Consider the following 14,110-nt stretch of genomic DNA (forward strand, 5'->3'; position numbering starts at 1 on the left):
ATGAATGTTCAAAGAGTTGAGCGCATTGAAGCGTTACTTCGTGAAAATTTATCCCCAGAGTTCCTTGAAATTGAGGATGATAGCCACCATCATGCAGGACATGCCGGCGCACAAAATGGTGCAGGCCATTTCTCTGTGAAGATCTGTTCGCGTGCATTTATTGGGCAAACCCCCATCAAACGTCACAGAATGGTCTATGCAGCGTTAGCGTCAATGATGGACAGCGACATCCACGCATTGAGTATTGATGCAACCGTTCCGACAGAATAAGGACATGATTATGAAAAAAACATTGATTAGTGCAGCATTGGTAATGAGCAGTTTTGTAGGCGCAAGCTTTGCCCAAACATTCGAAGTGCCAGATCCTGTGGCGATTGTTGATGGTAAGCCTTTGTCTAAAGCAGCGTTTCAAGCAGCCATTGAACCGGTTGTGGGTACGGATGATTTATCCTTTTTACAAAACTCACAACAGCTCAATGATTTGATTGCACAATATGCATTGCAAGAAAAATTGGCCGCTAAAGCGAAAAAAGAGCAGTTAGATGAAACTCCTGAGTATAAAAAATTCATCGAACATGCAGAGCGTTTAGGTTTATCCCAAGCGTATTTGAAAAAAACATTAGACAGCATTCAGATCTCAGATGATGAAGTGAAAGCTGAATATGACAAACAAGTCAAAGCCCTTGATAAAAATGAGTATCGCGCGGCGCACATTTTAGTGGATTCAAAAGAAGAAGCCGATAAAGTGCTTGCTGAGTTAAAAGCGAAGAAAAAACCTTTGTCTTTTGCAGAGGCTGCGAAGAAATACTCTAAAGATCCGGGCTCAAAAGCAAATGGCGGTGAACTCGGTTGGTTCCGTGCACAAGTGATGGTGCCTGAGTTTGGTGAAGCGTTACAAACCATGAAGCCAGGTGAGGTGTCAGCTGAACCTGTGAAAACACAGTTTGGTTACCACATCATTAATTTAGAAGAAGTGCGTGAAACACCTGTAGCCACTTTAGATGAGTCTAAAGATCGCATCAAAGAATCCCTCACAGAGCAAAAGCTTCGTGATAAAATTGAAGCGATTCAGCAAAAAATTAAAATCGAGTATAAAGCGCAATAAGCATTGCTTGAGTCAATGACACCAAAAAGCCTGAATCCTTGATTTGGGCTTTTTTATTGAATAACACAAGGAGCAGCGAGTGGATTTTTTAGCCAACTATTTTTTATTTTTCCTAAAGCTCACCACCATTGTTGTGGCATTGGTGATGATTTTGATTGTGCTTAAAAGTGGCCGTGATTTAAAAAAGAAAAAAGGGGAGATTCAGTTTGATGATCTCTCAGATGCTTTTGAAGAATTAAAAGCATCTTATCAAGATTTGATTGAGGATGAAGCGGCAGAGGATGCACAAAAGCCACAGAAAAAATGGTGGCAGTTTTGGAAAAAATCGCAAGAAACGGCCGATTCTGAGAAAAAACCACAACCTAAACTTTTTGTGATCGATTTTGATGGCGATACCGCTGCACACGCTGCACAAAACTTAAAGCAAGAAGTGAATGCCGTGCTCAGTGTGGCAAAAGCTGAGGATGAAGTGTTGGTGCGTTTGACAAGCCCAGGTGGCGTTGTGAATGGTTATGGTTTAGCCGCAGCGCAGCTTGAGCGCTTTTCAGCCAAACAACTCAATTTAACGGTTGCGGTGGATGAAGTGGCAGCCAGCGGCGGCTATTTAATGGCATGTGTGGCGGATCGCATTGTGGCGGCACCGTTTGCCATCATCGGTTCCATTGGCGTTGTGGCGCAGTTGCCAAACTTTCATCGCTTATTGGAAAAATACAACATTGATTATGAGCAATTCACTGCCGGTAAATATAAACGCACCGTTACGATGTTTGGCGAAAACACAGAAGAAGGGCGCGAGAAGTTCAAAGAAGAGCTAGAAGATGTGCATGTAATTTTCAAAGAGTATGTGGCCAAGCATCGCCCACAAGTGGACATTGAGAAAATCGCCACGGGTGAACATTGGCTCGGTTCTCAAGCATTGAATTTAAACCTTGTGGATGCATTGCAAACCAGTGATGATTATTTATTGTCGAAATTGACAGATTTTCGCGTGATTCATGTGGCGTATGTGGAGCGTAAAAGCCTACGCAGCGGCATGTTGAAGATGTTGGCGAAATTACAAGCGCGCTTTTCGTACTGATATGATTGTTCAAGTTGCGGTGCCATGCCCGCTGTATTCACTCTTTGATTATGAAATGGCGGTGGAAACTGTCCCGATTGGTCATCGTGTGAATGTGCCTTTTGGTCCACGGCGCGTGGTGGGCATTGTGGTGGGCACGGTTGAAAAAAGTGAATATGATCGGCTCAAAACGGCAGAATGCTTGGATGAATCTGCCGCGTTTACCGAGGATCTATTGCGCCTTGGGCAATGGATTGCCAACTATTATCATGCGCCCATTGGGCTTGTGTACCGCATGATGCTCCCACAAAAGCTCCGTAAGCTTGAGCCCTATCAGCGCAGCGCCGTGACGCTTCTGACACTCAGTGAGCATTATCAAGCGTGGATGGCGAACAATGCAGGCAAAACTGCAAAAGTGACGCTGTTAGAAACGCTCAGTCCTGTGGTGCCCATTGAACGCACAGCGTTTTTTAAAGCCCACAGTGCACTTAAATCCCATGAAAAACTGTTGTTAGATGAAGGCGTCATCATTCATCAATCGGCGTATGCGCCAGCGGTGGATCACTCAAATCATGCCTTTCCTCCCTTGCCATATGTGCTTAATGCTGAGCAGCAAACGGCCGTCGATGCATTAAAACTCAAGGAATTTTCCACCACAGTATTAGAAGGCGTAACAGGCTCAGGGAAAACGGCTGTTTATTTAGAATGGGTGAAAAAAGTCTTAGCCGCAGGGCAGCAGGTGCTGATTTTAGTGCCAGAAATTGGCCTAACGCCGCAATTCATTGAGCGCGTGGAACGCATTTTAAACATTCCGTTTGTAGTGGTGCATTCTGAGGTCAATGAAACGCAAAAAATGGCAGCATGGGAAGCAGCGCGCCATCATACGGTGCCGTTGGTGATTGGTACGCGCTCAGCGCTCTTTACGCCGTTTGATGATTTAGGGCTCATCATCATTGATGAAGAGCATGATGGCTCTTATCGTCAGCGTGATACGGTGCGTTACTCTGCTCATGATGCTGCCATTACGCGTGCCCATTTTTTAAAGATTCCCATTATGCTCGGTTCAGCGACACCCATTTTAGAAACGGTGAATAATGTGGCACGCGGACGTTATCAGCATCTATCCTTAGCTTCGCGAGCAAAAGGTGCACCGCCAAAATGGTCAGTTGTGGACATGAATGAAGCGATGGTGATGGATGGCTTGTCCTCTGAGCTGTTAGATGCCATTGAAGAGACATTAGCGCGCAAAGAGCAGGTGATCATTTATATCAATCGTCGTGGTTATTCGCCTGTGTTGATGTGTGAATCCTGCGGTTGGGTGCCAGAGTGTACGGCATGCCAATATCGTTTGACGGTGTACCGAAAATCCCACAGTTTGCGCTGCCATCATTGTGGGCACCGTGAACGTTTACCGCAGACGTGTCCATCGTGTGACAGCCATCTGTTAAAAATGATGGGGCAAGGCACGGAGCGCATTGAAAAAGCATTGTCTGATGCATTTCCGCGGGCGAATGTGGTGCGTTTTGATCGTGATCAGCTGCGCACAAAAAATGCCTTTGCGGCGGCTGTGAATGATGTGATCGATGGCACAGCAGACATCATCATCGGCACACAAATGATTGCGAAAGGTCATGACTTTGCAAAAGTGACCTTGGTGGGCATGCTGGATATTGATGGCATTTTGTATTCGTCTGACTTTCGTGCGGAAGAGAAATTGGCGCAAACGTTAATGCAAGTCTCAGGCAGAGCAGGGCGCGATGTGTCTCATGGCCGCGTGATGATTCAAACCCATTTTCCTGATCATGCACTGTTTACAGAGCTTGCGAAAGTGGGGTATGGCAAATTTGCCAAAACTTTATTGGCGCAGCGTGAAGACTTTGAGTTTCCACCTTTTGCCCATCAAGCATTGTTTCAGGTGGAAGGGGTGAATGAAGCTGAAACATTGCGGCGCTTTGAAGCATTGATGGCCTTCATTGAAGGGCAAAATTGCCCCATCACCATCACGCCCGTTTATCCGAATGCTTTGTCAAAACGGCAGAATTTTTATCGTTTTTATGTGGTGCTGCAAAGTGCGGATCGTCGAGTGCTGCATCAATGGATTGATTATGTGATGGCGGTGGCGGCTCAGCAGTTGCCCAGCCACATTCGCCATTTTTGTGAGATTGATCCTTGGGATTTTGATTAGTTGTACCAAGGGCGATAATAGCGCGGCCCAAAACGTGGACCCCAAAGCCAAGGATCATCATCCCAAGGTTCAAAGCGTTGATTGGTCCATGTGCGGTAATCATCGGCGGTCATCTCGATAATTGTCATCGGGTTGCCGGCAATGTCCAGTGATTGCACTTCTTTAACAGGGCCAAGTGCTGCTAAGCGATCGCCAATGGTGAGATCATAAAAGTTGATTTGCACAGACATTGGAATGTTCACAAAAATGCGTGCATTTTGTTGATTGGTGCCGGCTTCTGGATAACCTGAAACATTGATGTGCCGTGCCACAAGCTCAATTTGTCGCTTAGTGCGATCAATGGTGATGATCTGCCCGCCAAGATAAGCCATTTGTCCGATCACCTCTTTTTTCGGGAGATCAGCGATCGCCTCATAACGCAGTGCATTGCTTGCATTTGCTTGATTGACTAAGAAATTTGAAGCACAGCCTTGTAAGAGTAATAGGGTTGCGATGAGCCAATATTTTTTCATGCTGTCACCTTATGAATCAATTCATGAGAGAATTCCATCATAGCAAATTTATGCAAAAAACGGCGTCAATGGTATAGTGATGCGTTTAAAATTCTAACAATCATGCACAAACTATGAGAAACGAACCATCAAACCACACAAATAGAAGACCATACAATCAACGCTCAAATCGCACAACTTATGGGCAAAATAGACGCACTTCGCCACCAGTAAAGCCTAAACGCTTGCTGAGCAATGCATTAAAAATGATTTATTATCTTTGTGCATTCGCTGTGACAAGTGCGGGCGTTTACACCTTTTATGTTCAATATGGCATCATATGGCTACCGATTGTGTATGGCGTTGCGAGCGTCATTACGCTGATTTTATACGCAAAAGATAAGAAAGCAGCACGCACAGAACAATGGCGCGTGGCAGAAAATACACTGCATCTTTTTGAGTTATTCGGTGGTTGGGTGACAGCATTTTGGGCGCAATGGTTTTATCGCCATAAAACTCGCAAGGTGAGTTATCAAGTGGTGTTTTGGGGCATTGTGACATTGCATTTACTGTTTTGGTCAGACGTTTTATTCTTTAAAATGCAAGGCATTCAAACCATCGTGGAATTTGTGAATCTCAATTTGCCGGAAAATTTACGTGTGTGGGAAAAGCAACCGGCGCAAGGTTATGAATTTTCGATGCCTAATGGCACCATTGAATGGGCGAAGTGATCACGCCTCTTCAAAGCGCACTAAACCTTCGAGCACTAAATGCTTATGAACATAAAACTGCGTATTTGGTGGCAATACAGGCGTCAGAATGGATTTAAGCCATTCTGCGCGGCCACCGGATAAAATGATCGCCTCGATGTGGGGCAGTGTTTGATACAGCGCGAGCACTGAGCCCACAATCGCGTAATGAATGCCTGAAGAGATGCATAAGCTTGTATTGTGCCCTAATTCACTGGTGTACGGTAAATCTGTAATGTCGCGAATCGCCGTATCTTTAATGAGGGCATCACGTAGGGATTTAATGCCAGGCAAAATCATGCCGCCTTCAAATTCCCCTTCAGCAGTTAAATGATCCACCGTAAGCGCTGTGCCCAAATCAATCACCAAAGAAGATTGATGATAGAGATCCCAAGCGGCAATGAGAGCCAGCCAACGATCCACGCCAAGTGCTTTCGGCTCATAATAAGTATTCGTAACGCCAAGGGCAGAGGCTTGTGATGTTGCAATCACAGGCTCTAAATCCGTATTCTCTTTGAGGATTTCCACAAGCAGATGCAGGCGCTCTTTTTGCGTGACGGAAGCAATTTTAATGTTGTCCGGCTTAGGATACGCCTCAAAAAGCTGCGGAATGAACGTCGGCAGCGCCGCATAATCTAAAAATTGATGATCCGATAACCCATTTGCCTCATCATATAAGGCGAATTTAATGCAAGTGTTACCACAATCAAACAGAAATTTAGGCATAGGCACGCAGCGAAAGCTCTCCGGAAAAATAGTGCGAAACAGTATCATCTTCATGCTGAATCAGAAGCGCACCGTTATCTGCAATGCCCACTTCTGTCCCAATAATTTCGCGAAGTGGAGAAAACAGGCGCACTTTTTGATGATACAGGGCGCTGTTGTGATTCCATTGCTCAACAATATTGGGCACATTGAAGGACTCATAATCATCTCTGAGTTTAGAGATGATCTCAATAAAATCAACAATAATTTGATTGCGGTCTAAAGAGTGACCAAGCACTTCATAAATGGAAGTGGGGCGATTTTGTGTCACGCTGTCATCGGCCAGCGGTAAGTTATTGAGACCAATGCCAATGATCATCTCCACATCGTGCTCTGATCTTGCGTGCGTTTCGATCAAAATCCCCGCCAATTTTGCGCCATCGACCCAAATGTCATTCGGCCATTTGATTTTCGCGGGCACATTTTGGCGCTGTAAATATTCCACCAATTGAATGCCAAGGGCAGGGCTAAAGCTTGTGAGATTGGCAAGGGCTTGGGCTTTAAATTGGATGCGCATCGAAAAATAGAGATTGCGCGCTAAAGGGGAAATCCACACTTTGCCATTGCGACCGCGACCTTGCGATTGCATCTCGCTGACCATCACCAGTGATTGATTGAGGGGTAATTTTGCAATCTCTTCATTGGTGGAACCGACATCTAACAGCACAATGACATCGTCAATGGTGCCAGAAGGCAAGCGGCTTAAAATCGCATCACGATTTAAAGGAATGTAGGGAAAACGCGCTTTATAACCTTGTCGGCCAATGGTTTCAACAAGGTGGCTCGTTTTGAGCTCATTGATGGCTTTCCAAATGGCTTGGCGCGTCACATTAAAGCGCTGCGCTAAGGCTTCGCCACTGTGTAATTCGCCGGTTTGAAGCAAATAAAAGAGTTCTTTTGCAAGTGGGGACATAAATTTTTCTACAGTCAATAAAAGAAAAAAGTGCCAACAAGCACTTTTCTCTGTGTCACTACATCTGTCTTAGCTGAAGAAAACTACAGAAAAAACAGCGATATAACCAACAATACATAGCGTCCAAATAATGGTAAGAGGTAATTGGTTTTCAATAAATTTCATCATACATCCTCCGATGCCATAAGCGTTATAAAACTTTGATAATAGCATGCGCTGCTAATGTTATATTATACTCGTTTAAGGCGGCAATACAAATTCTGCCCGTATCTAAGATGTATAGACCTTCTTCACTGCGCAGCTTTTCTGCTTGCGCTTTTGTTAAGCCTGAATAGCTGAACATGCCTTGTTGGGCTTTAATGAAGCTGAAATCTTTTTTCGTTTGACCTTGATTGAGCAGTGCCACAAATTTTTCACGCATGGCGTGAATGCGTTGGCGCATTTCGCTCAGTTCATCAAACCATTCTTGGCGAAGGGTCGGATTGCTCAATACGTGACCCACGATTGCCGCGCCAAATGCAGGTGGAGATGAGTAGTTTGCACGCACCATTTTTTTCAATTGTGAGGTGACGCGCACTTGCTCATCACTCGATGTGGTCACCACAGACAATGCACCGACGCGCTCGCCATATAAGGAGAAGGATTTAGAAAATGAGTTGGCGATCAATACAGGTAAACCTGCATTGGTCATGATGTGGATTGCTTTGGCATCTTCTTCAACGCCTTTGGCAAAACCTTGATATGCCATGTCTAAAAACGGAATCAACTCTTTTTCTTTGATGAGCTGAGCAAGCGCTGTCCACTGTGCTTCATTTAAATCTGCACCGGTTGGGTTATGGCAACATGCATGTAAAATTAAGATGTCATTTTTTGGCAATGTTTTGCAGTAATCCACCATGGCTTCAAAATTTACGCCGCCTGTGGCTTCATCAAAATAAGGGTAAGCTTTAACCGTAAAACCTGCCCCTTTAAAGATGGCTTTATGATTGTCCCACGTTGGGTCAGACACATGCACGGTTGGCAATTTGTCTTTAAACAATTGGCTTAAGAAATCTGCGCCCACTTTTAATGCGCCTGTGCCACCTAAGGTTTGCACAGTGGCTAAGCGGTTTTCTGCAATCACAGAATGATGCTCTTGAAACAACAAACGCTGAACAGATAAGTTATACGTTTGTAAACCATGCATTGGCAAATAGATGTGTGGTTTTTCTTCTGCAAAAAGCGCCGCTTGGGCTTTTTTCACCACATTAAGCACTGGCACTTTTCCATTTTCATCGGCATAAATACCGATGGTGAGGTTAATTTTATCCTCGCGTGGATCTTGTTTGAATTTTTCCACCAATCCTAAAATGGGATCATCTGGTGCCAATACAACATCATTGAAAACGCTCATATCGATTTCCTTATTAATAAACATCGTGAGATTTTACGAAAGCGGCCACACCCACAATAATGTTGGTGTAACGGTGATAAGAATTAATATATCTAAAATTAAGCCAACACGCCAATAATCGCCAAATTGATAACCGGCAGGCCCCATCACTAAGGTGTTTGAATGATGGCCAATGGGTGTATTGAAGGTGCAAGAGCTCGCAATGGCAATGCCCATCAAATAAGCATCGGGATTGTGACCAAGCTGTTGAGAAACGCCATAGGCAATCGGGCACATGATCATTGCAGCAGCTGAGTTGTTGATGATGTCCGTCATCGCTAAGGTGATGACTAAAATGGCACCGAGAATGAAAATGTCTGGTAGATCACCAATCAAACCCACCAATTTCGCGGCCAAGATTTCTGTGGCGCCCGTTTGTTGAAGGGCAGCGCCCACTGTAATGAAACAGCCTAATAACATGATTAAAGGACCTTCTTGGCTGCGGTACACATCGCGAATGGGTAACAGTTTGAAGATCACCAATAAAAAGACCGCCAATGGAAAGCTGATTTGTGGTGGCAATGTTTGTGTGGCCACCAAAATGATGGAAGCTGTGAAGATGAGCAAAGTTGGCATTAAGCGGTAAGAGGCTTTGAGGCTAATGTCGCGCTCAGCCAATGGAAAGCAGCCTAAATAACGCAAAGTGTCTGGCAATTCATCGGCATGACCTTGCACTAACAGCACATCGCCCACTTTTAATGTGATGCGGCTAAAGCGTTTACGGATGTTTTCACCTTGACGGGCAACACCAATGACATTGAGGCCATATTTTTCTCTAAACTGAAGGTCAGATAAGGTGTGATCCGCCATGCGCGAGCCAGGGTTGATCACCACTTCAAGCACTTCTAATTTATCGTGGGGAATGTTTTTATTGGCGCTGCTGCGTGTGAGATTGAGCCCTGTTAATAACTCTAATTGCTTGAGTTCTTCAGGTTGCCCTTCAAGCAATAATGTGTCGTTGGCGCGAATCAACTCTTCTTGGCTTGGGGCGATGATGCGGCGCGCGCCACGAATGATCACCACCACTTTGACGGTATTTTCAGAGATTTCCTCTAAATCTGCCACCGTTTGATCGGCAATTTTATTGCCTTGTTCCACTTTGGCTTCGAGGAGATAATTGTCTGTGGTGAATTTATTGTGGGCGCTTTCTGAGCGGCGATTAGGAATTAAACGCCAGCCAAATGCAGCTAAATAGATGAGCCCCACAATGGTGATCACGATACCTGTGGGCGCAAAGTCAAACATGCTAAAGGCTTTTAACCCGATGGATTCACGATAGTTTGAGACAATGAGGTTAGGCGGCGTCCCGATCACGGTAATTGTACCACCTAACAGGGAGGCAAATGCCATCGGCATCAATACCTTAGCTGGTGAAATGTCATAGCGCTGACACAGCTGAATGGCAATTGGCATGATGAGGGCAAGGGCCCCAACGTCATTCATAAAGGCAGAGAAAAATGCGACAAGCCCAGCCAATGTCAGAATCAGCATCGATGGGCTGCTTGAAAAATAGCTCAATCGCTTTGATAGATGATAGGTGATGCCCGTTTTACCAATGGCATGGCTGAGCACCAAAACAGAGGCGACAGAAATCACCGCAGGATGGCTAAAGCCTTTAAAAGCATCCGGAATTTGCACAATGCCCAAAATGACAAGTGCGAGCAGGGCGCCAAGGGCCACAAAATCATAACGAATGCGCCCGGATAAAAAGGCTAAAAATGCCAAAATGAGCACCGTCAAAGCGGCCAACTGATCATTGGTCAAATAGGGAATAAGCTGTACATGGAGATAATTGAGCATCGCAAATCCTAACGTAGACGTTTTTGTATCAAACGATGTTGTAATGAGGTCTGTGGATCAATGGTGACGGCTTGATGGTAGTGGCCGGTTTCACCATCTAAACACCAGGCACTTTGATCCTCTAAGCACCACAATAACCCTTCTTCAATCAATTGTTCACGAATCACTTTATCAAAAACGGGCACAGCAATCTCTATGCGACGAAAGAAATTGCGATTCATCCAATCGGCACTGGAAATATAAGTGTGATCTTTGCCACCATGATAAAAATAATACACGCGTGAATGCTCTAAAAAGCGCCCGACAATGGAGCGCACACGAATGTTTTCAGAAAGCCCAGGAATGCCGGGTTTTAAGGCGCAAGCACCACGCACAATCAGATCAATTTCAACGCCCACTTGTGAGGCATTGTAAAGGGCAGTGATGACAATCGGTTCCATCAACGCATTCATGCGTGCCACAATGCGCCCTTTGCGGCCAGCTTTGACTTCATTCATTTCAAATTCGATCTCTTCGAGTAAGCGATCAATGAAGTTAAAAGGCGATTGCCACACGGTTTTGAGTTTCGGGATTTTCGCAAGGCTCGAGAGATTTAAAAAAATCTCCGAGATGCTTGCGGTGATCTCTTTATTTGAGGTCAATAAGCTAAAGTCTGTGTATAACCGGGCATTGCCTTGATGATAATTACCCGTGCCTACGTGTGCATAACGGCGCAGATAATTTTCGCCTTTATGATTTTTCTGTTCACGGATCACGAGGAGCATTTTTGCATGCGTTTTATAACCAAACACGCCATAGACAATTTTAACGCCGGCTTCTTCTAAGCGCGATGCCCACGATAAATTGGTGGCTTCATCAAAACGCGCCATCAATTCCACCACCACATTGACCTCTTTACCAAGACGGGCGGCACGCACCAATAATTCCATCAATTCGGAATCATCGCCTGTGCGATACACTGTCATGCGAATGACGCGCACATCAGGATCTTCAGACGCTTCGCGTAAAAAATCCACCACCGGTAAAAATCGATCATAAGGATGATGGAGCAAGATGTCTTGGCGATCAATTTCGCTAAAGGCATCGCGGCGCTTTTCCCAGCGATCCGGTATGTGGCGTTCAATGGGCTCAAAGATTAAATGTGGTTTTTTATCAATGTAATCGAGCACATTATAGATTTGGGAAAAATCAAAATAATGGGGCAGTGCATAGAGATCTTCGGGGGCTAAACCAAATTCTTTGAGCAACAGGTGCTTTAAGTGAGTCGGGCAACTGTCATCAATCTCTAAACGCACCGCATGCCCAAAGCCGCGCTGTTTCAACTCACCACGCAGTGCTTGATGTAAATTGGTCAGCTCTTCTTTATCAATGTATAAATGGCTGTTGCGGGTGGCTCTGAATTGATAGAGCCCAAGGATCTCAAGCCCTGGAAAAATGTCCGACACAAATGCCGCCATCACGGATTGGATGGTGGTCAATTGCGTGGTGCCATCTTCGGAGGGCAGCTCAATGATGTGGGGTAAATTCTCAGGAATGGGCAAAATGGCAGTGTCAATGTTGCGGCCATAAGCATCCACGCCTTTAAGATCCACAATGAAATTTAAGGATTTATTGGTGATGTGTGGAAACGGATGCGCCAAATCCAGGGCAATGGGTGTAAACACAGGCAGCATGTTTTGCATGAATAGATGATACAGCCATTCATGTTGTGCATTGCTCCACTGATTTTCATCAAGCAAGGTAATGTGCTCATGCGCCAATAAGGGCAGTAAATCATCAAAAAAGAGTCGATGTTGCTCTTTGGTGATGTAAAGGGCATATTGCTGAATACTTAAGCGCCATTCGTGCGCAGATTGATTCTCCACGCGGTCAAGCCCTGATTGAATCTGCTCTTGCATGTTTGCCATGCGCACTTCAAAAAATTCATCAATGTTTGAGGCCACAATGGCGATGAATTTTAAACGTTCTAACAGCGGCAGTTGTGGATTTTTCGCTTGTGCAAGCACGCGTTCTTGGAATGCAAGAATCGAGCGCTCCCGATTGATGAGCGGCACAGAATGCGGTGTGAGCATGCTAAGAGAAGTATCCACAACGACCTACTTATGATGAGTTAAAGAACAACGCATTATAATAACTGACCTATTGCGTCACTTGCAATGTATAGGTGAGGGCTTGTTGTGCTTTTGCAGGCACAATGATCTGCCAATTGGCTTGATCACTGCCTTGCGTTGTCACGGCGATGGATGCTGCCGTCACTTGCCAGCTTGTAAAGGGAATGAAGTCACGATAATCCACCGTCACAGCTTCATCTTTGGCATTGTTAAATACTACTTCATAACTGTATTGCGTAGTCTCTTTACTGATCTTGGTGACTTTGGTGCGCTTTTTCGTTAAAGAGACATCAAAGGCTTGGCCGGTGGCCACTTTAAAGACTTCATTTTCTGCGGTGTGTGCAATGTGATCTTCACCGACTAATAGTGCATTGCCGGATGAATCATTTTTATAGATGCGCACAATGCCTTTTGGCAACGGCATGCCCAAATGATTCTCTTGGCTATTTTTAAAACGGTAAAGGATGCTTGCTTTTAAATTGTCATCTTCAGCGGTTGTGGCATCAAAATATTGATTGAATTGATAAATTTTTTGTACAGGCACATGGTTTGCATTTAACAGCGCCACTTGTTTGGTTTGTTGATTGTTTAAGTCCGTTTTAAAGGGGATTTGATAGAGGTGATAATCACTGAATGCCTCACTTTGTGGCATTGTGTCCATTTCCATCATGGCAACGGGCATTGCTGATTTATACATCGGTCGCATGATGTTTTGTTGCACTTGATGGATGTCGCCGGCCACCAATTGTAGGTTGGCATTTTTAAAAGTGGTGCCACTTTGATTGTTTAAAGTGATGAGCCCTGAGAGATCCACAAAGGTTTCATCCGAAGAGAGCGTGGCTGTATAATCAGCGCGCCAACTGAAGCCACCACTTAAATAGGTGAGTTGCACTGTATTGTTACCGGCTTGTTCACTGTTGAGCACCATCGATAACGTTGGATGGCTGCGTAAATTGGTGGGCAGCGATGGAAAGGCAAAATTGTCTAAATGACCCACTTCAATGCGATCGGCAAATTGGACGATCGGTTGGCCATTGTTGGACAATAGGGTTGCTTTTTCACGCGTTGTTTTGCCCGTTTGTGGATCGCGCGTGATCACTTCGATGGTTTGCCCAACGCTTTTGTCTAATAATGTTTGTGGGGAGAGTAAATCATAATCAAAATTTTGTTCGATCACATTAAAAGGCATGCCAGACAATGACGTTAAAAGCGCAGTTTCTGGGCGAATTTGTGCTGAAACATGCTGCATCTCAACGCGATTTAAACCGGTGTCCATGGGCAAAGTGCGAGTGTCATTGATTAAGGCCAATGCATCATTATAAATGGTGATGGATAAGCCCTCACGTTGTTGATCTTGGCTGATGATCACGGAGGAATTCGCAAAGGCAGCGGTAGACAATAAAACCATTGCGGCAAGTGGGGCAGACTTTAATCGACGCATAATGCACTCCTTAAATGGATAATGGAAGGTTGATTATACCCGTACAAATAAAGAAAAAGCA

The 14,110-nt window shown here is 44.9% G+C and carries 12 protein-coding genes; 5 read left to right on the forward strand and 7 right to left on the reverse strand.

The window, feature by feature from the left end; translation table 11 throughout:
• The 4 genes from B9T20_RS03825 (at nt 1) to B9T20_RS03840 (ending at nt 4,347) form a co-directional block, all read left to right on the forward strand.
• Nucleotides 1-270: a BolA family transcriptional regulator gene (locus B9T20_RS03825; protein WP_018122810.1), complete on the forward strand. Its 270-nt coding sequence runs from the start codon at nt 1-3 to the stop codon at nt 268-270.
• Nucleotides 271-280: 10 nt separating this feature from the next.
• Nucleotides 281-1,105 carry a peptidylprolyl isomerase gene (locus B9T20_RS03830; RefSeq protein ID WP_008315558.1) on the forward strand — a complete coding sequence of 275 codons (825 nt, stop codon included), beginning with the start codon at nt 281-283 and terminating at the stop codon, nt 1,103-1,105.
• A 79-nt stretch (nt 1,106-1,184) separates the two neighbouring features.
• Nucleotides 1,185-2,183: a protease SohB gene (gene sohB, locus B9T20_RS03835; protein WP_094489889.1), complete on the forward strand. Its 999-nt coding sequence runs from the start codon at nt 1,185-1,187 to the stop codon at nt 2,181-2,183.
• Between the two features lies 1 nt (nt 2,184).
• On the forward strand, nt 2,185-4,347 hold the full coding sequence (locus tag B9T20_RS03840; protein ID WP_094489890.1) for a primosomal protein N': 2,163 nt from the start codon (nt 2,185-2,187) through the stop codon (nt 4,345-4,347).
• Here the strand turns inward: B9T20_RS03840 and B9T20_RS03845 are convergent.
• Nucleotides 4,344-4,859 carry a Slp family lipoprotein gene (locus tag B9T20_RS03845; RefSeq protein WP_094489891.1) on the reverse strand — a complete coding sequence of 172 codons (516 nt, stop codon included), beginning with the start codon at nt 4,857-4,859 and terminating at the stop codon, nt 4,344-4,346. The genes B9T20_RS03840 and B9T20_RS03845 overlap by 4 nt on opposite strands.
• 245 nt (nt 4,860-5,104) lie before the next feature.
• Between B9T20_RS03845 and B9T20_RS03850 the strand changes: the two genes are divergently transcribed.
• Entirely contained in the window at nt 5,105-5,569 is a 465-nt protein-coding gene (locus tag B9T20_RS03850) for a DUF1294 domain-containing protein (protein WP_094489892.1), read from the forward strand.
• Here B9T20_RS03850 and B9T20_RS03855 read toward each other — a convergent pair whose 3' ends face one another.
• The 6 genes from B9T20_RS03855 to B9T20_RS03880 form a co-directional block, all read right to left on the reverse strand.
• The gene (locus B9T20_RS03855) at nt 5,570-6,313 is read right to left on the reverse strand and encodes a type III pantothenate kinase (RefSeq protein WP_094489893.1); all 744 of its coding nucleotides are present in this window, start codon (nt 6,311-6,313) and stop codon (nt 5,570-5,572) included. It lies immediately after the preceding gene.
• Complete coding sequence (locus B9T20_RS03860; protein ID WP_008315550.1) at nt 6,306-7,265, reverse strand: biotin--[acetyl-CoA-carboxylase] ligase; 960 nt, start codon at nt 7,263-7,265, stop codon at nt 6,306-6,308. Before B9T20_RS03860 ends, B9T20_RS03855 begins: the two co-directional genes overlap by 8 nt.
• Nucleotides 7,266-7,455: 190 nt before the next feature.
• On the reverse strand, nt 7,456-8,658 hold the full coding sequence (locus B9T20_RS03865) for an amino acid aminotransferase (RefSeq protein WP_008315549.1): 1,203 nt from the start codon (nt 8,656-8,658) through the stop codon (nt 7,456-7,458).
• Nucleotides 8,659-8,691: 33 nt separating this feature from the next.
• The gene (locus tag B9T20_RS03870) at nt 8,692-10,497 is read right to left on the reverse strand and encodes an SLC13 family permease (protein ID WP_008315548.1); all 1,806 of its coding nucleotides are present in this window, start codon (nt 10,495-10,497) and stop codon (nt 8,692-8,694) included.
• Between the two features lie 8 nt (nt 10,498-10,505).
• The gene (gene ppk1 / locus B9T20_RS03875) at nt 10,506-12,569 is read right to left on the reverse strand and encodes a polyphosphate kinase 1 (protein WP_094489894.1); all 2,064 of its coding nucleotides are present in this window, start codon (nt 12,567-12,569) and stop codon (nt 10,506-10,508) included.
• A gap of 67 nt (nt 12,570-12,636) precedes the next feature.
• Nucleotides 12,637-14,049 (reverse strand): DUF4139 domain-containing protein, encoded by a 1,413-nt coding sequence (locus tag B9T20_RS03880; RefSeq protein ID WP_094489895.1) that lies wholly within the window; start codon nt 14,047-14,049, stop codon nt 12,637-12,639.
• Between the last annotated feature and the right edge of the window lie 61 nt (nt 14,050-14,110).

The organism is Wohlfahrtiimonas sp. G9077, from assembly GCF_002252155.1.
Classification (GTDB): Bacteria; Pseudomonadota; Gammaproteobacteria; order Cardiobacteriales; family Wohlfahrtiimonadaceae; genus Wohlfahrtiimonas.